The following is a 16,789-nucleotide window of genomic DNA, read 5'->3' as shown; positions in this document are numbered from 1 at the left end:
GGCCTCGATCAGGCGCCCCCTGCACTCAGTGGCGAAGCGCCCCGGTCAGGCGCGCTTCAGCCTGAGTGTCACCAGCTCGAACGGGCGCAGCCGCAGCGTGATCCGGTCGCCTTCCCGCTCCGGTGCCGCCGCGTCCGCGAGCGGCCGTTCCAGCAGGTCGGTGACCGCGACGGCCGCGACCTCGAAGCCCGCCCTGAGCGAGGCGAGCGTACGGCCGCCGCGGGACTCGTGGAAGCGGACGACCACGTCGCCGCTGCCGTCGTCGGCCAGCTTGACCGCCGTCACGACGACCGCGTCCTGGTCGACGGTCACCAGCGGGGCGACCTCCTGGGAACCGGTCAGCCGCCGCTCCGGCACATTGATCCGCCACCCTTCGCGCACCGCGTCGCCGATCGCCGCACCCGGCACCAGCGCGTGCCGGAAGCGGTGGACGCCCTGGTCGGTCTCGGGGTCGGGGAAGCGCGGGGCGCGCAGCAGCGAGACGCGCACGGTGGTGGTCGTACCGGAGTCGGTGTCGCGGACGGTCCGGGTGACGTCATGGCCGTACGTCGAGTCGTTGACCAGGGCGACGCCCCAGCCGGGCTCCTCGATGTGCACGAACCGGTGGTTGCACGCCTCGAACTTGGCGGCCTCCCAGGACGTGTTGGTGTGCGTGGGCCGGTAGAAGTGCCCGAACTGGGTCTCGGACGCGTACCGTTCGGCGTGCACGTCGAGCGGGAAGGCGAGCTTCAGGAACTTCTCGGTCTCGTGCCAGTCGACCTCGGTGTCGATGCCGAGCCGCGGCTCGCCCGGAGCGAGCGACAGCACCTGGGTGACCCGCGACACGCCGAAGGACCGTACGATCCGCACCGACACGCCGTCCTGACCAGGCACGACCTCGTCCGCGTCGACCAGGTCGGTGACCGTGTTGCGGTAGAACTCGTCGACGTCCCAGGCGTCCCACATGTTCGGGAAGTCGGAGTGGAGTTGGAGGAGGCCCGCCGCCTGCCCGGGCGCGATCGTCTCGCGGTCGGCGAGGAGGTCGTACGCGGAGACGACGAGCCCCCGTGCGTCGATCTCGACGCGCAGCAGGCCGTTGTCGAGGACGTAGCCACCGTGCACGCGTGGCGCGAGCGCGGCCTCACCCTCGACGAGAGCCGCACCGGCTCCGCCCGCCGCCACCCCGTCCCTGCGGTGCGGCGCCGAGTTGAAGACCAGCGCCGCCGAGCCCTCCCCGGCCAGTGCGCGCTGGGCCGCGTCGATGATGCCGTCCAGCTCCTCGGCGACCTTTTCGTACGTCTTGCGCGCCTCCCGGTGCACCCAGGCGATCGACGACCCGGGCAGGATGTCGTGGAACTGGTGGAGCAGCACCGTCTTCCAGATACGGTCCAACTCCTCGTACGGATAAGGGAATCCGGTCCGTACGGCCGCGGTCGCCGCCCACAGCTCGGCCTCGCGCAGGAGGTGTTCGCTGCGTCGGTTGCCCTGCTTGGTCCTCGCCTGACTGGTGAGCGTGGCGCGGTGGAGTTCCAGGTACAACTCGCCGATCCACACGGGCGCGTTGGGGTATTCGGCCTCCGCCTTCTCGAAGAACTCGGCAGGGGTCTCCCACACCACGGTCGCGGAGCCTTCGAGGTCGCGGAGCCTGGCCGCCTTGGCGACCATCTCGCGGGTGGTGCCACCGCCTCCGTCGCCCCAGCCGGTGGGGGCGAGGGAGTGCCGGGCGACGCCCTTGTCCTTGAAGTTGCGTGCCGCGTGGGCGATTTCGCTGCCCTTCATGGAGCAGTTGTAGGTGTCGACGGGCGGGAAGTGCGTGAAGATCCGGGTGCCGTCGATGCCCTCCCACTGGAAGGTGTGGTGCGGGAACTTGTTGGTCTGCGACCACGAGATCTTCTGCGTCAGCAGCCACTTGGAGCCCGCCGCCTTGATGATCTGCGGCAGCCCCGCGGCGAAACCGAAGGTGTCGGGCAGCCAGGCCTCGTCGTTCTCGATGCCGAACTCGTCGAGGAAGAACCGCTTGCCGTGCACGAACTGACGGGCCATCGCCTCCGAGCCCGGCATGTTGGTGTCGGACTCGACCCACATGCCGCCGACGGGCACGAACCGCCCGTCGGTCACCGCCTTCTTCACCCGGGCCCACACCTCGGGGCGGTGCTCCTTCACCCAGGCCCACTGCTGCGCCTGGGACATGGCGAAGACGAACTCGGGCTCGTCCTCCAGGAGCGCCGTCATGTTGGAGGTCGTGCGGGCCACCTTGCGGACGGTCTCGCGCAGTGGCCACAGCCACGCGGAGTCGATGTGCGCGTGTCCGACGGCGCTGATGCGGTGGGCGGACGGGACGGCGGGCACGGCCAGGACCTCCGCCAGCCGGGCGCGGGCCGCGGCCGCCGTACCGCCCACGTCCTGGAGGTCCACGGCGTCCAGTGCCCGCTCGACGGCGCGCAGGATGTCCCAGCGCCGCGCGGACTCCACCGGCAGCTCGGCCATCAGCTCGCCGAGTACCTCCAGGTCGATGACCAGCTGCCAGACGGTCTCGTCGAAGACAGCGAGGTCCATGCGCTCCAGCTGGTACTGCGGCTCGCTGCCCGCGGTCTCCTTGTCGCCCAACCGCGTGGGCCGGAAGGGATGGTAGTCGAGGATGACCGGGTTGGAGGCGGCCTCGATGTGCAGCCTGACCTCCTCACCGCCCTCGGCCGGGGCGCCGATCCGCACCGACTGGTTACGCGGGTTGAGGCCCTTCACCGGAGTGCCGTCGGGCCGGTAGACGAGCCCCTCGCACTGGAATCCCGGCATGTTCTCGTCGAAGCCGAGGTCCAGCAGCGCCTCGACGGTCCGGCCGGCCCACGCCTCGGGCACGGTCCCGGTGACACGGAACCAGCTGGTGCCCCACGGAGCACCCCAGCGCGCGCCCACCTCGATCGGTTCCGGCGCGGCGGCCAGCCCTTCGGCGACCGGCACCGGCTCGCCGGGCGCGTGCCACACCGCCACCTCCAGCGGTACGGACTCGGGGTACACGGCGGGGCGGATGCGCTCGTCGAGGACGCGCCGGAGGCGGGCTTCGACCAGGGTGCGGTCGTCATGCATGAGAGTGCTCCGTGGGGTGAGGGTGCGGGCTACCAGGTGTGGGTGGTCGTGGCGGCGGTCGAGATGGTGAACAGCTCCCCCACCGCGCGCAGTTCGAACCGTGCGGCGGTCTCGCCCTGCTCGGGGACGAGACCGCCGGCGTAGAACGCGCACTGGCAGGTGCCGCCGAGGAAGCGGCGCGTCCCGTCGGGGAGTGTCCGGTACAGCTCGTAGTGGCGTACGGCACCGGTGGCGCCCTGCCAGGCGAAGCGCAGGCCGCCTCCGTCGGCGTCGGTGACGCGCAGGCCGGTGGGCGCGGCGGGGGTCACCACCGCGTCCCGGACGGCGAGCCCGCCGAGACGCCAGCGCACGGGCCCGCCGGTGGCGGTCAGCCGGACGCCGATCGCGCGCACGGTCCCCGACAGGCCGGTCAGCCGCACGGTCGACGTCCCCCAGCTGCCGCTCTCGCTCACCGGGAAGTACGTGTACGGGGGCGCCCCACCCGCCGTGCCCGGCTCGGCGGTGGCGACGGCGAGCTCGACCCGCGCACTGCCGGAGTCGAGACGGTGGGTGAGCTCCACGACCGTGTCCGCGCCGAGCGGCAGCCGTGTCGCGTACAGGTCCAGCGTGGCCGGCGCGTCGAGGGCGCCGTCGACCAGAAGGCTGCTGCCGCCGCGCCAGGCGTCCGCGAAGTCGAAGGTGACGGACGGGCGCCCGCCGGTGGTCCGCACCACCCAGCGGCGGGACGGCAGCCGGTCCTGGAGACCGAGGTGGTTCCAGGCGGCACCCGAGGTGACCTTGCCGTCCTCGTACCACTTCAGTCCGTGCCCGGTGTTGAAGACGGTCGCGAAGGGCACGGAGCTCACGGTGGACCGGTCGGCGACGGAGACGGCGGGGGCGCGCCAGCCGGCGGTCGGGTCCGGCTTGGCGGGGTCGAGGGTGCTGCCGGTCCAGAACTTGTCGTCGGCGGTGTGGAAGTCGCCGGGCGTGCGGCCCGCGGGCAGGTGGTTGCGGGTCCACTCGGGCCGGTAGAAGCCGATGGAGGTGACGTGCGTTCTGGTGGCCGGCACGATGGCGTCCCAGTTCACGGACGTGCCGGTTCCGCCCGCCTCGACGTCGACGCCGGCCCACAACTCGTAGCGGCTGCGGCCGAGTTGCTGCGCCGTTGTGCCCGAGGACGCGAGACTGCTCTGGGACCAGCGGAAGTCGATGAACATGGTGTCGGCGGCCTGGAAGAAGGTCTTGTTCTGGCTGTTCAGCGCGCCCTGCCAGCTCACCGAGCCGCTCACGGTCATCGAGTCGTACCAGGTGACGCGCTGGCCCTTGGCCGCCCCGAGCGTCTTCAGCTCTTTGAGGAAACCGAGCATGTCGGTGGCGAGCGCGGTGTTCCCGCCGCCGGTCTCGGCGTTGATGAACCAGCCGTCGAAGCCGTACGCGGCGGCCACGGCGACGAGTTGGGCGGCGAGCGGGTAGTGCCCGGTGGAGTCCTTCTGCACCAGGTCGCGGGTCCACTGGAGCCGGCCGCCGTAGGCGACGGGCGGCAGGAACACATTGCCGAGGACGGGTACGCCGTGCCGGTGGGCCGCGTCCACGATCGGGGCGTTCGGGGCGAGGATGAGGCCCTCGCCGGACGAGCCGCCCCAGAAGACGAGTTCGTCGACGTACGCCCAGTGGGTGAGGGCGTAGTAGTCGGCGGTGGCCGCGCCCTGCGAGGGGTTGCCCGACGTGGGGCCGAAGGAGACCAGGGACTGGATACGGGCCTGGCCGGAGCGGGCCGTCGTGTTCGCGGGGGTCGGTGTGAACCGCGCGGCGAGCGGCACGGACGCCGCGTTGAACGCCAGATCCGTGTCGCCGTCGGCGCGCCAGGCCTTGAGGCTGCGCCAGGTGATGCCGGTGCCGGGGGTGCCCGAGGGCAGCGAGTCGGGATACCAGTAGGAGGCGTACGGCTGGAGGTCGCGGGTGGCCGCGGCCGCCGTACCGGACAGGCCGGGGACGAGCCCCGCGGCGGCGCCGGCTCCGGCGAGCAGGACGGTGCGTCTGCTGAGGTTCACTGTGTGCTCCGTATCGTTGGGGGACGGATTACGGTGCTGGGGTCACGCGATGGCCTGACCCGGTGTGACGACCTCGCTGATACCGCGAGCGACGAGGTGCTCCTTGTCGTCGGCACGGCTCGCGAGGACAGTGGTGGGACGGACCCCGTCGGCGGTCAGCCGGGCGAAGGCCTCGAACACCGGGCCTCCGGGCGCACAGACCGAACGGCCAGGCGCGGTGTCGACGACCAGCGCGGTGGTGCGCGCGGCGGGTGTCTGCGGCCGGCCCTCCTTGACGATCCGGGCGAGGGTCTCCCCGGCCGGCTTGGTCTGCCGGTCATTGGTCAACAGGCCCAGGCTGTACTCGAGTTCGGGGAAGTCGGCGAGGTCGCGGCTGACGTCGTGCGAGCACCACCAGGTCACGCCCCACACATCGGGGCAGTCGAGGGCGTTCGCGACGGTCGCCTCGGTGAAGGCGGCCGCGTGCTCGGCGGGGATCAGCGGGGCGGGCGCACCGACCTCCTGGAGCCAGACCGGGCGGTGCGGGTCGTCCGCCCAGGCCTTGGCGAGTTCGATGAGGTACGCGGCGTGGTGCTCGGTGGCGACACCCGTGCGGCCGTGCCGCTGGGCCGTCCCGTTGAACACCCACGAGTGCACGGCGGTGACCGCGCCGAGCCGTGCCGAGTGCTCGGGCGTGAACGGCTGGTCGTCCTGGTACCAGGCGGCGTCGTACGAGGCGTGCAGATGCAGCTTGCCGGGGGCGCCCTCCGCGCAGGCGGTGAGCAGGCGCCGAAGCCACGCCCCCGCCTGTTCGGGCGTGATGCGGTCCGGGTCGGGGTGCGGTCCGGCGGCGAACTGGTTGACCTCGTTGCCGACGGTCATGCCGATGAAGTTCGGCCGGTCGGCGAGCGCCGCGGCCAGGGTGCGCAGATACTCCGCCTCCCCCTCCACCACCTCCGGATCGGTGAAGAGGTTGCGCCGGTGCCAGGTCCGCGTCCAGGCGGGCAGGAAGTCGAAGCTCGACAAGTGCCCTTGCAGTCCGTCGACGTTGACGTCGAGGCCGCGTTCGGCGGCGGCGTCGGCGAGCGCGACGAGCTGCTCCACGGCGCGCGGGCGGATCAGGGTGCGGTTGGGCTGGAAGTAGGGCCACAGCGGGAAGACCCGGATGTGGTCGAGGCCGAGCGCGGCGATCGAGTCGAGATCGGCGCGTACGGCGTCGAGGTCGAAGTCGAGCCAGTGGTGGAACCACCCTTGGCTCGGGGTGTAGTTGACGCCGAAGCGCACGGCAGCAGACATGCGGATTCCTTGCGGATCTGAGGTACGGGAGGTCAGCCCTTGACGGCGCCCTCACCCACGCCACGGAAGAAGTACCGCTGGAGACAGGCGAACAGGGCGATCAGCGGCGCCACGGCGATGATCGTGCCCGCGGCGACGAGCCGTTCGTCGTTGGCAAAGGTGCCGTGCAGATAGTTGAGTCCGATGGTCAGGGTGAACTTCGAGGGATCGCTGAGCACGATGAGCGGCCACAGGAAGTCGTCCCAGGAACCCATGAAGGCGAAGATCGCGACGACGGCGAGGGTGCCCTTCACCGACGGCAGCGCGATCCTCAGGAACCGCTGCCAGGCGTTCGCCCCGTCGACGAAGGCCGCCTCCTCGATCTCGTAGGGAAGGTTGAGGAAGGCGTTGCGCATCAGCAGCACGTTCATGGCGCTGATGCAGGCGGGCAGCACGACACCGATCAGCGTGTTGTTCAGACCGAGTTCCCGCATGGTCGTGAACTGGGCGATGATGACGCTCTCGGCGGGTACGAGCATCGCCAGGATGAAGACGAGTGTCGCGACGCGCCGGCCGCGGTAGCGCAGCCGGGCCAGGGCGTAGCCCGCGAGCGCCGATCCGGCGCAGTTCGTCACGACGTTGGCGGTGGCGACCTTCAGCGAGTTGAGGGCGTAGTCCCAGACCGGAATGGTGTCGGCAACTCGCTTGTAATTGTGGAGAGTTGGCTCGCCCGGCAGAAACTCGGGCGGTGAGCTGAAGATGTCCTCGTGCGGCCCTTTGAGGGACGTCGACAGCTGCCACAGGAACGGCCCGACCGTCAGGGCGAGTACGGCGAGCAACAGCAGGTAGCGCAGGGCGAGTTCCCAGACGCGGATGCGGCGGCCGTGCTCGTCGGCGACACGGGGCTCCCGCGCGGCCGCCGGACGCTCCACCGGTCGTGTCTTCTCGGCGACGCTCACGCCTCCTCCTTCCGGTCGGCGCGCAGCACCAGCAGCATCAGCACGACGGTGACGGCGAAGACGACGACCGAGATGGCGGAGGCGTAGCCGACCCGGCCGGTCAGCCCGGTGCCGGTGCGCTGGACGAGCATGACGAGGGTGGTGTCCTCGCCCGCGGGACCGCCGTCCGGGCCCGCCATCAGATACACCTCGGAGAACACCTTGAACGCGGAGACCGAGGAGAGCGCCCCGACCAGGACCATCGTGGAGCGGACGGCGGGCACCGTCACCGTGAGGAAGCGGCGCACCGCGCCCGCGCCGTCCACCATCGCGGCCTCGTGCAGCTCGCGCGGCACGTTCGCCAGCGCGGCCAGATAAATGATCATGTAGTAGCCGAGCCCCCGCCACACCGTGACGGCCATGGCGCTCAGCAGGAGCAGCCACTGGTCGCTGAGGAAGCCGACCCTGCCGACGCCGATCGTCTCCAACAGCGAGTTCACCAGGCCGCGTTCGTCCAGCAGCCACACCCAGATGAGCCCGACCACGACGATCGACGCGACGACCGGGGTGTAGAAGGCCGACCGGAAGAACGTGATGCCGGGGATGTTCTTCTGGACCAGCAGGGCGAGCAGCAGCGGCAGCAGGACGAGCGCGGGGACGACCCCGAGGACGTACAGCGTGCTGTTGCGCAGACCGATCCAGAACATGTCGTCGTGCAGCAGTTCGCGGAAGTTGGCGAGGCCCACGAACCTGCCCGGGATCAGGGTGCGGCGGTCGGTGAAGGCGTTGATGAGCGTGGAGACGAACGGGTACAGGATGAAGACGCCGGTGATCAGCAGCCCGGGCGCGGCGAACAGCCAGGGGCTGCTGGGCAGATGGCGCCGCACCCGCCGGGCGGGATGCCCTGGCCGCTGGGCGGGGGGCCGCACCCGCGCCGCACGCCGTGGTCCGCCGGAAACGGTGGAAGAACTCGCCATGCCGGATCAGCCCTGCTGCTGGAGCAGCGTGTCGCAGGCCTTGACAGCGTTGTCAAGAGCCGCCTTGGGGCTCTCCTTGCCCTGGAGCGCCTTGGCGACCTCGTTGCGCAGCGCGGTCTTCATCTGCTCGCTGAAGAGGACGGGCGTGTAATTGACCGCGTTCTTCAGGGACTTGGCGGCCGCGATCCGCACGCGGGTCTCGTCGGTGCCGTCCTCCTTGGTGAAGTACGGGTCGTCGAGCGAGCCGGCGGTGCTCGGGAAGATGGCGACCTTCTTGGCGAACGACATCTGGTTCTGGGCGTCGGTGACGTAGTGCGCGAAGGCGACCGCCGCCGGGGTGTGCTTGGTGCGGGAGTTGACCATCACCCCCATCACGTACATGTTCACCTTGCCGGTGCTGGTGATCTGGTCGGTGATGCCGATGTTCTTGTACAGGTTCGGCGCCTGCTTCTTGAAGTTGCCGAGGTCCAGGGCGCTGCCCGGGTTCATGGCGACGGCCTCGGTGAGGAACTTCTTGCCCGACGACTCGGGGGTCGCGGTCAGCGCCTGCGGGTCGAGCGCCTTGGCGTCGTACAACTCCTTGTACTTGGTGAGGAGTTCGACCCCCTTGGCGTCGTTGAACGCGAAGGCGTTGCCTTCCTTGTTCATCAGCTCGACGCCGTAGCGGCCGAAGTCCTCGATGGTGGGCACATTGGCGAGGGTGGCGACCTTGCCGTCGCTCTTCTTCGCCAGCTGCAGGGCGTCGGCGAAGAGTTCGTCGTACGTCGTGGGCGGCTTGGAGGCGTCGAGTCCGGCCTCCTTGAAGAGCGACTTGTTGTAGAAGAGCGGGCCGGTGTTGAGGTACCAGGGGAAGGCGTACGTGCCGGTCATGCCCGGTATCTGGTGGCTGGCCCAGGCTCCGTCCAGATACTCCTTCTTGTACTGGCCGGCGGACTTGTCGAGGTCGAGGGCGAGGCCCGCCTTGGCGAGCGGGGCGACGAGGTCGGGCGAGACGTTGACGACGTCGGGCAGGGTGCCGCCGGCCGCGTCCGCGCTGATCTTGTCGGCGTACCCCTCGGCGGGCTGGTCGATCCACTTCACATGGGTGCCGGGGTACTTCTTCTCGAAGTCGGCGATCACGCCCTCGAAGTACGGCTTGAAGTTGGCCCTCAGGTTCCAGGTCTGGAAGGTGATGTCGCCCTCGACCTTGCCGGAGGCGTCCGTCGAACCGCCGCCGTCGTCACCGGAACCGCAGGCGCTCAGCGGCAGGACGAGGGCGACGGCGGCGACGACAAGTGCGGGTGCTCTGCGAGGCTTTCGCACGGTGACCGGGCTCCTTCGCAACGGTGGGTGAACGGTGCCGCGCCAGACCTTGCATGCAACTCACCGGGGAAGTCAATGGATTTGGTTCAGCTAAATTCATTAGCGGCACAACATGGCTGGTCAGGAATCTAGGGCAGGCCACTTGAAGCAGATCACTAATGCGCTTTAGAGTGCAGCCACTCAAGCGCATTAGTACTCCGCCCCAGCAGAATGGTGAGCAACGTGCCAGCCAAGCGGTCTCCCGCGCGCCGGCCGACGATGAAGGACATCGCGCGGCGCGCCGGAGTCTCCGAAAGCGCGGTCTCCTTCGCGCTCAACGACCGGCCCGGAGTCTCCGAGGTCACCCGCGACCGGGTGCGCCGGGTCGCCGAGCAGCTGGGCTGGCGGCCCAGTACGGCGGCGCGTCAGCTGTCCGGCGAAGGTGCGGCCACGGTCGGTCTGGTCGTGGCACGCCCCGCCGACACGCTGGGCGTGGACTCGTTCTTCCTCCAGCTGATCTCCGGCATCCAGGAAGTGCTGGCGGAGCGTCATCTCGGCCTGCTCTTCCAGGTGGTCGAGGACGTGGACGCCGAGTGCGCGGTCTACCGTCGCTGGTGGGCGGAGCACCGCGTGGACGGCGTGATGGTCGTGGACCCGCGCGTCGACGATCCGCGTCCGGACCTCCTGGACGAGCTGGGCCTGCCCGCCGTGGTCATCGGCGGTGCGCCGGACGCCCGGCATCCCGGGCTGTCCGTCGTCTGGGCGGACGACGCGGGCGCCATGGCCGCGGTCGTGGACGAGCTGTACGCGCTCGGCCACCGTCGGATCGTGCACATCGCGGGCCTGCCGGGGCTCGCCCACACCGAGCGCCGGATGCGTACCCTGCGCGCGGAGGCCGGCCGGCGGGGTCTGGCCGAGGTGCGTTCGGTGCCGACCGACTACTCGGACGCGGAGGGGGCGGCCGTCACGCGCCGCGTGCTGGAGAGCGGCACACCGCCGACCGCGCTGGTCTACGACAACGACGTGATGGCCGTCGCCGGTGTCGCCGCCGCGACGGAGCTGGGCTTCTCCGTTCCGGGTGACGTCTCGGTGGTGGCCTGGGAGGACTCCGCGCTGTGCCGCATGGTCAAGCCGTGGCTGTCCGCCCTCTCCCGCGACACCGTGCAGTTCGGGCGCACGGCCGCGCAGGAACTGACCGCGCTGCTGGACGGCGGTCCGGCGCGCACGGTGCAGGTGCCGGTGCCGCGGTTGATCGAGCGGGACAGCACGGGTCCCTGCGGGGCGTGAGAGCGGCGCGGGGCGGAAGCGGGGTTCGGGTGGAGCGGAAGGGGTGGACGGCGTGCGGACGTCCACCCCTGAGACGGCGGGAGTCGGACCAGGTCAGCGGACGGTCGTGGCCCAGCAAGGTGACCGACCGCATATCCAGGCGCGGCAGCCCTCGACGCGGCACCCCACCTCCGGGCAGAGTGCTCCTCGCACTACTCACCAGTACGACAAGGAGCGCCCGTGACCACCTGGGTCGGCCGGACCGCCGTCGAGATCGCCGCAGCCGTACGCGAGAAGCGGGTCACTCCCCGCGAAGTGGTGGCCGAACACCTCGCGCGGATCGAGCGGCTCAACGGCCGCGTCGGCGCCTTCCGCACCGTTCGGGCGGCGGCGGCCCTCGCGGAGGCCGACGAACTGGCCACGAGGGATCTGGGCGAACTCCCCCTCGCGGGCGTGCCCTTGGCGGTCAAGGACAACCTGCCGGTGCGCGGCGAGTCGAACCGCAACGGCTCCGCCGCGACCCCGGACACGCCCGCCGACCACGACCATGTGACCGTGGCCCGGCTGCGCGCGGCGGGCGCCCTGGTCGTGGGTCTGACGAACGTGCCCGAGCTCTGCATCTTCGGCACCACGGAGGGCGTGCACGGCACCGCCCGCAACCCGTGGGACCTCTCCCGCACGGCGGGCGGTTCGTCGGGCGGCAGCGCGGCCGCGGTCGCCGCCGGGATGGTGCCGATCGCGCTCGGCAACGACGGAATGGGCTCGCTGCGCATCCCGGCCGCCAACTGCGGTCTTGTCACCTTGAAGCCCGGCCACGGCGTGGTGCCCGCCGGGATCGGTCACGGCGACTGGTTCGGGATGTCGGAGAACGGTCCGCTGGCGACCACGGTCGAGGACGCGCGGCTGATGTTCTCCCTCCTCGCGGACACCGAGGCGCTCCGTCCCTCGGAGCCCGTCACCCGGAAGATCGCCGTCTCGGTGCGCAGCCCCCTGGCCGGTGTGAGCGTCGGCCGACCGTATACGACCGCGGCCCGGGAGGCGGCCGGGCTGCTGGCCGGGGCGGGCCACCAGGTGCGTCCCGCCGACCCGCCGTACCCGCTGTGGCTGAGCACGACCTCACTCGCGCACTGGACGGCGGGCACCGCGGTCGACGCGGAGGATCTCGACCCGCGCCGGCTCGCCCGGCGTACCCGCATGCACGCCGCCGTCGGCCGCCGCTTCGTGGCCGGCGTCCGCAAGGGCGAGCGCCGTGAGCAGCTGCGCAAGCGTCTGGAGCCGTTCTTCGAGGAGTACGACGTACTGCTCACGCCGGCGCTCGCCCGGCGCGGTCCCGCCGCCGCGGCCTGGCACGAGCGGGGCTGGCTGCGCAATCTGATGGCCAACACGAACTACTCGCCGCTGACTCCGCCGTGGAACCTGACCGGCTGGCCCGCGATGTCGGTGCCGTTCGGGACGCTGCCGAGCGGTGCCCCCTGCGCCGTACAGCTCGTCGGCCGCCCCGGATCCGAGTCGGCTCTCCTCGATGTGGCGGGACAGCTGGAGGAGCTGCGGCCGTGGCGGCGGACGGCTCCCCTCGACCAGGTCGTGGCCGGCAGCTGATCAGTCCCACCAGTTGAACAGCAGGTCGCCCACTGCCTCGGGGCGCCAGTGACGGACCTGGGCGAGCTCCGCCTTCGCCAGCTCGCTCAGGTCCGCCTCGGTCATCGGCGCGCTCAGATCACCAGCGTGCAGGACCCGAAAGCCGACAGTCCCGAAGCTTCCCGCCCAGGCCGGCGGGTCGACGAAACGTGCCATCGGCCGGCCGGGGACTGGCGGAGTATCGGTGAAGGCGACAACGGGCAGGTGATCGTGGCACAGGACGACTAGCGACGCCCCGCGTCCGGCGACCGTGACCGCGTGGAAGCTGCACACTCCGGCGAAGGCCGGCTCATCCACGCGAGCCCCGATTCCCCGCGCCGCCTCGAAGCAGGCACTTCTGAACGACGCCCTGTCCGTCGGCGCGAGCGGCTCATCACTCCTGCCCCAGAACCCGGTCGCTCCCCTCACCAGCCGCATCGGCGCTCTCCCCTACAGAGCCCGGTACATGATGTGCAGCCCCACCAGCCCGTGCCGTGCGTGCTCGTACGCGTCCGGCACGGTGCCCAGGATCGTGAAACCGAGCGAAGTCCACAGCTTGACGGCCGGGTTGGTCTCCACGACGGCGTTGAACACCATGCCCTGGTAGCCGTCGGCCTTCGCCGCGGCGAGGATGTGTTCGGCGAGGGCGCGGCCGATGCCACGTCCGGACCGCTCCGGGTCGACCATGAATCCGGCGTTGGCGATCCGGGCGGCGGGACCGCCGTAGTTGGGGGTGACGAAGGCCGAGCCGACGACGGCTCCGGTGTCGTCCTCGGCGACGTACACCCGCTTGCCCGGGGCCATCCACAGAGCGCGGGCCGCTTCCTCGGAGGTGTCCGGGTCCCAGGTGTAGGTCTCGCGGGCGGCGACGATCCGGTGCCAGAAAGGCCAGATCCGCGGCCAGTCGTCGGCCGCGGCTTCTCTGATGAGCATGGGCGTGAGTCTGGCACGCCCATGCCGTCATCGATCGCGATGGGTCCTGCCGGGGCGGGTCAGTCGACGCTGGGCAGGATGTGGGGCTCGGCGAGGTCGTCCTCGTACCCCGCGAGGCGGATCGGGGCGGACCTGGCCCACACGTCCAGGCTGCCGAGCTTCTCGGGCCCACGGCTCGCGCGCTCCGTGCGTTCCTTGGGGCGCTGATCGCGATTCGTCTTCTCCGGTGTCACCGCGCACTCCTTATGTGTCGGGTCACCCTCGGGACGTACAGGACCGGTCTACTGCCGGTCGCCTGACGCCCGCTCGGGTCTGAGTGGAAGGCAGTTAGGGACGCGGTGGCGCCGGTAACTCGGGTGAGAGCAGGCCGTGGTGACCGGCTTGTCCCGGGACGGACCATGGGTGTGGGTGGAACCCAGAAAGGCTGCCCGTCCGGTACAGGTTAACCAAATGAGCGGCCGCCCGCTCGATGGGGCCGAAAACAAGAAGTTACTGTCTCAAGTCACCAGGCGCCCATCAGGCCCCGATCTGCGGTGATTTGAAACATGATGCCCTCTTCGGTACCACCCATTCGGCTCAATACCGACGGTGGGCAGGGTCACTGAATCGGCCGCGGGTCATGCCTGATTCCACCGATCGGGAGAGAGTCGAACCTATGGACGCGATCCTCCACGCACTGTCCCTCACGGGCTCGATGACCTGGGAGATCACCTGGGCGCTGATCCTCGGCTTCGGTCTGTCCGCCGTCGTCCAGGCGGTGGTGCGCCGCGCGACGGTCGTACGGCTGCTCGGCGACGACCGGCCACGGACACTCACGCTCGCCGCCGGGCTCGGAGCGGCCTCCTCCTCCTGCTCGTACGCGGCCGTCGCCCTCGCGCGCTCGCTGTTCCGCCAGGGCGCGAACTTCACGGCGGCGATGGCGTTCGAGATCGCCTCGACCAATCTGGTGGTCGAACTCGGAGTGATCCTGGCCCTGTTGATGGGCTGGCAGTTCACGCTCGCGGAGTTCGTCGGCGGGCCCGTCATGATCGTGCTGCTGGCCGTGCTCTTCCGGCGCTTCCTGCGCGAGCGGCTGCTGCGGCAGGCCCGGGAGCAGGCGGACCGCGGGATCGCCGGGTCGATGGAGGGGCATGCGGCGATGGACATGTCGGTCCAGGGCGAAGGGTCGTTCGCACGGCGGCTGCTGTCGGGCGCCGGTTTCACCTCGGTCGCGCATGTCTTCGTCATGGAGTGGGCGGCGATCCTGCGCGACCTGGTGATCGGTCTGCTGATCGCCGGCGCGATCGCGGCCTGGGTGCCCGACGCGTTCTGGAGTTCCCTCTTCCTGGACGGGCATCCGCTCGCAGCGAAGCTGATCGGACCGCTCATCGGACCGCTGGTGGCGATCGCCTCGTTCGTGTGTTCCATCGGGAACGTGCCGCTCGCCGTGGTCCTCTGGAAGGGGGGCATCAGCTTCGGCGGCGTCGTCGCGTTCATCTTCGCCGACCTGCTGATCCTGCCGATCCTGAACATCTACCGGAAGTACTACGGGCCACGCATGACGGGCTTCCTGCTCGTCACCTTCTACACGGCGATGGTGCTCGCCGGATACGTCGTGGAGTTCGTCTTCGGCGGCCTCGGACTCATCCCCGACCAGGCCGACGCGGAGATCCCCATGGAGGGCGTCTCCTGGAACTACACGACCTGGTTGAACATCGTCTTCCTGCTGCTCGCGGCGACCTTGGTGTGGCGGTTCGTGCGGACGGGAGGAGTGGCCATGCTGCGGATGATGGGCGGGGCGCCGGAAGCGGACCATCCGGGCCATCACGGCCATCCCGGCCATCACTGAACACGGCACGCAGTTCAGGTCCCGTTGGCCGATTCGCAAGGCAGTCATGATCTGCTGACGCCCGGCAACGGCTTTTCCCGCGCGAGGACTCGGGAGGACTGACGCATGGAGCTGCGCAGCGTCGAGGAGCTGATGGATCTGCTGCACGCCTGCCGGGGCGCCTGGGACACCCCGGATCGCAGTGGTGACCCGGTCGATCTGCACGATCACGCCCTGCAGACCGCCGCGCTGCTGCGCCGCGGCCATCCCAGCGACAAGGAACTCCAGGTGGCGGGCCTGGTGCACGACATCGGCCATCTGCTCAGGCCGGGTGACGACGCCGGTCACGCCGACCACGCGGCCGACGCGATACGGCCCCTGCTCGGTGAGCGGGTCTCCCGTCTCGTACGACTGCACGTGGCGGCGAAGCGCTATCTGGCCGCCACGTCGCCGGGCCGTGGGCTGTCCCCGCAGAGCGCGCTGACCCTGACCGTGCAGGGCGGCGCCATGACACCGTGGGAGGCCGCCGCGTTCGAGCACGATCCGCTCGCCGAGGACGCGGTGACACTGCGGCAGGCCGACGACGCGGGCAAGGTCGTCGGGCTGGACGCCGGGGTCATGGAGGACTGGCGCACGGTCCTGGAGCTGGTGGCGGCACAGCACTCACGGCTGGGGGCCGTCGACCGGCGGCACCGATGGCCGGGGGCTGCCGGCCGACAGCGCTCTCTGCCGGGGGCTGTTGACTGACGGCCCGTCATGAGACGGTACGCGGATGACGTCGCCGTACGGGATCGAGGGCAGGGCCGCCATCGTCACCGGGGCCTCGCGCGGGATCGGTCTCGCCGTCGCCCAGGCGCTCGCGGACGCGGGAACGCGGGTGTGCGTGACCGCCCGGGATCCGGACGGGGTGGCCCGGGCCGCCGAGCGGGTCGGGGGCATCGGGCTCGCGGGCTCGGTCGCCGACCCCGCACATCTGTGGGAGCTGACCGAGCTGGCGCTGCGGGAGTTCGGGCGCATCGACATCGTGGTGAACAACGCGGCGACCAACCAGCCGTACGGCCCCCTCATGGACGCCGACCCGGACCGCTGGCGCGAGGCGTTCACGGTCAACGTCGAGGCACCGCTGCGGCTGGTGCAGTGCGTCTGGCGGGCCTGGATGGGCGAGCACGGCGGGGCGGTCGTCAACATCTGCACGGAGGGCGCCGGGCATGTCGGCCCCCACGTGGGCGCGTACGGCACCAGCAAGGCCGCCCTGCTGCATCTGACCCGGCAGCTCGCGGGCGAACTGGCCCCCAAGGTGCGTGTCAACTCCGTCTCCCCCGGCCTCGTCCGCACCGAGATGGCCCGCTTCGTGTGGGAGGACGGCGAGGACGAGCTGGGTGCAGGACTTCCGCTGGGCCGCATCGGGCGGCCCGAGGACATCGCCCGGGCGGTGCTGTGGCTGGCCTCGGACGCGGCCGAGTGGATCACCGGCGCCGACCTCCTGGTCGACGGAGGGACGCGGGTCAGGGCCGCGTACACCGCCGCCCCCGGCCCCACCGTGCAGGAGCGCCTGCGGACGCGGACGCCCGGCGTCTAGAGGCCCCGCCGACTCCGCAGGACAACGACCGCGACCGCGCGTTG

General features: G+C 70.7%; 14 protein-coding genes. 5 read left to right on the top strand and 9 right to left on the bottom strand.

Going from position 1 to position 16,789, the window contains the following annotated elements; genetic code table 11:
• Positions 1-45: 45 nt before the first annotated feature.
• From AB5J50_RS45400 to AB5J50_RS45375, 6 genes are read right to left on the bottom strand one after another with little or no spacing between them, the layout of a single operon-like run.
• Positions 46-3,063 carry an alpha-mannosidase gene (locus AB5J50_RS45400; RefSeq protein ID WP_369264407.1) on the bottom strand — a complete coding sequence of 1,006 codons (3,018 nt, stop codon included), beginning with the start codon at positions 3,061-3,063 and terminating at the stop codon, positions 46-48.
• A 29-nt stretch (positions 3,064-3,092) separates the two neighbouring features.
• The gene (locus AB5J50_RS45395; RefSeq protein WP_369264406.1) at positions 3,093-5,093 is read right to left on the bottom strand and encodes an endo-beta-N-acetylglucosaminidase; all 2,001 of its coding nucleotides are present in this window, start codon (positions 5,091-5,093) and stop codon (positions 3,093-3,095) included.
• Positions 5,094-5,135: 42 nt separating this feature from the next.
• On the bottom strand, positions 5,136-6,368 hold the full coding sequence (locus AB5J50_RS45390) for a glycosyl hydrolase (RefSeq protein WP_369264405.1): 1,233 nt from the start codon (positions 6,366-6,368) through the stop codon (positions 5,136-5,138).
• Between the two features lie 32 nt (positions 6,369-6,400).
• Positions 6,401-7,306, bottom strand: coding sequence for a carbohydrate ABC transporter permease (locus AB5J50_RS45385; RefSeq protein ID WP_369264404.1), 906 nt, complete (start codon positions 7,304-7,306; stop codon positions 6,401-6,403).
• Positions 7,303-8,262, bottom strand: a complete 960-nt coding sequence (locus AB5J50_RS45380; RefSeq protein WP_369264403.1) for a carbohydrate ABC transporter permease — start codon at positions 8,260-8,262, stop codon at positions 7,303-7,305. Before AB5J50_RS45380 ends, AB5J50_RS45385 begins: the two co-directional genes overlap by 4 nt.
• A 6-nt stretch (positions 8,263-8,268) precedes the next feature.
• Positions 8,269-9,564 carry a sugar ABC transporter substrate-binding protein gene (locus AB5J50_RS45375; protein WP_369264402.1) on the bottom strand — a complete coding sequence of 432 codons (1,296 nt, stop codon included), beginning with the start codon at positions 9,562-9,564 and terminating at the stop codon, positions 8,269-8,271.
• 222 nt (positions 9,565-9,786) lie between these two features.
• Between AB5J50_RS45375 and AB5J50_RS45370 the strand changes: the two genes are divergently transcribed.
• Positions 9,787-10,830 (top strand): LacI family DNA-binding transcriptional regulator, encoded by a 1,044-nt coding sequence (locus AB5J50_RS45370; RefSeq protein ID WP_327433826.1) that lies wholly within the window; start codon positions 9,787-9,789, stop codon positions 10,828-10,830.
• A 219-nt stretch (positions 10,831-11,049) separates the two neighbouring features.
• The gene (locus AB5J50_RS45365) at positions 11,050-12,408 is read left to right on the top strand and encodes an amidase (protein ID WP_369264401.1); all 1,359 of its coding nucleotides are present in this window, start codon (positions 11,050-11,052) and stop codon (positions 12,406-12,408) included.
• Here AB5J50_RS45365 and AB5J50_RS45360 read toward each other — a convergent pair whose 3' ends face one another.
• The 3 genes from AB5J50_RS45360 to AB5J50_RS45350 all read right to left on the bottom strand — a co-directional run bounded on the left by AB5J50_RS45360 (position 12,409) and on the right by AB5J50_RS45350 (position 13,592).
• Positions 12,409-12,744 carry a hypothetical protein gene (locus AB5J50_RS45360; protein ID WP_369264400.1) on the bottom strand — a complete coding sequence of 112 codons (336 nt, stop codon included), beginning with the start codon at positions 12,742-12,744 and terminating at the stop codon, positions 12,409-12,411. It lies immediately after the preceding gene.
• Between the two features lie 132 nt (positions 12,745-12,876).
• Positions 12,877-13,359 (bottom strand): N-acetyltransferase family protein, encoded by a 483-nt coding sequence (locus AB5J50_RS45355; RefSeq protein ID WP_369264399.1) that lies wholly within the window; start codon positions 13,357-13,359, stop codon positions 12,877-12,879.
• Between the two features lie 59 nt (positions 13,360-13,418).
• Positions 13,419-13,592 (bottom strand): hypothetical protein, encoded by a 174-nt coding sequence (locus AB5J50_RS45350; RefSeq protein WP_369264398.1) that lies wholly within the window; start codon positions 13,590-13,592, stop codon positions 13,419-13,421.
• A 422-nt stretch (positions 13,593-14,014) separates the two neighbouring features.
• On the opposite strand from AB5J50_RS45350, the gene AB5J50_RS45345 reads away from it, so the two are divergent.
• The 3 genes from AB5J50_RS45345 to AB5J50_RS45335 all read left to right on the top strand — a co-directional run bounded on the left by AB5J50_RS45345 (position 14,015) and on the right by AB5J50_RS45335 (position 16,745).
• Positions 14,015-15,187, top strand: coding sequence for a permease (locus tag AB5J50_RS45345; RefSeq protein WP_369264397.1), 1,173 nt, complete (start codon positions 14,015-14,017; stop codon positions 15,185-15,187).
• Positions 15,188-15,292: 105 nt separating this feature from the next.
• On the top strand, positions 15,293-15,913 hold the full coding sequence (locus tag AB5J50_RS45340) for an HD domain-containing protein (RefSeq protein WP_369264396.1): 621 nt from the start codon (positions 15,293-15,295) through the stop codon (positions 15,911-15,913).
• 25 nt (positions 15,914-15,938) lie between these two features.
• Positions 15,939-16,745 (top strand): SDR family oxidoreductase, encoded by an 807-nt coding sequence (locus AB5J50_RS45335; RefSeq protein ID WP_369264395.1) that lies wholly within the window; start codon positions 15,939-15,941, stop codon positions 16,743-16,745.
• The last annotated feature ends 44 nt before the right edge of the window (positions 16,746-16,789 follow it).

It is taken from the genome of Streptomyces sp. R35 (assembly GCF_041053035.1).
Lineage (GTDB): Bacteria > Actinomycetota > Actinomycetes > Streptomycetales > Streptomycetaceae > Streptomyces > Streptomyces lutosisoli.
Note: the sequence above shows the minus strand (reverse complement) of the source record. Positions and strands in the feature narration are given on the sequence as shown.

Bases quoted from the DNA above. Each gene is read 5' to 3' on its own strand.
- AB5J50_RS45345 (WP_369264397.1), top strand. From the start codon at position 14,015: ATGGACGCGATCCTCCACGCACTGTCCCTCACGGGCTCGATGACCTGG.
- AB5J50_RS45355 (WP_369264399.1), bottom strand. From the start codon at position 13,359: ATGCTCATCAGAGAAGCCGCGGCCGACGACTGGCCGCGGATCTGGCCT.
- AB5J50_RS45335 (WP_369264395.1), top strand. From the start codon at position 15,939: ATGACGTCGCCGTACGGGATCGAGGGCAGGGCCGCCATCGTCACCGGG.
- AB5J50_RS45400 (WP_369264407.1), bottom strand. From the start codon at position 3,063: ATGCATGACGACCGCACCCTGGTCGAAGCCCGCCTCCGGCGCGTCCTC.
- AB5J50_RS45390 (WP_369264405.1), bottom strand. From the start codon at position 6,368: ATGTCTGCTGCCGTGCGCTTCGGCGTCAACTACACCCCGAGCCAAGGG.
- AB5J50_RS45380 (WP_369264403.1), bottom strand. From the start codon at position 8,262: ATGGCGAGTTCTTCCACCGTTTCCGGCGGACCACGGCGTGCGGCGCGG.
- AB5J50_RS45340 (WP_369264396.1), top strand. From the start codon at position 15,293: ATGGAGCTGCGCAGCGTCGAGGAGCTGATGGATCTGCTGCACGCCTGC.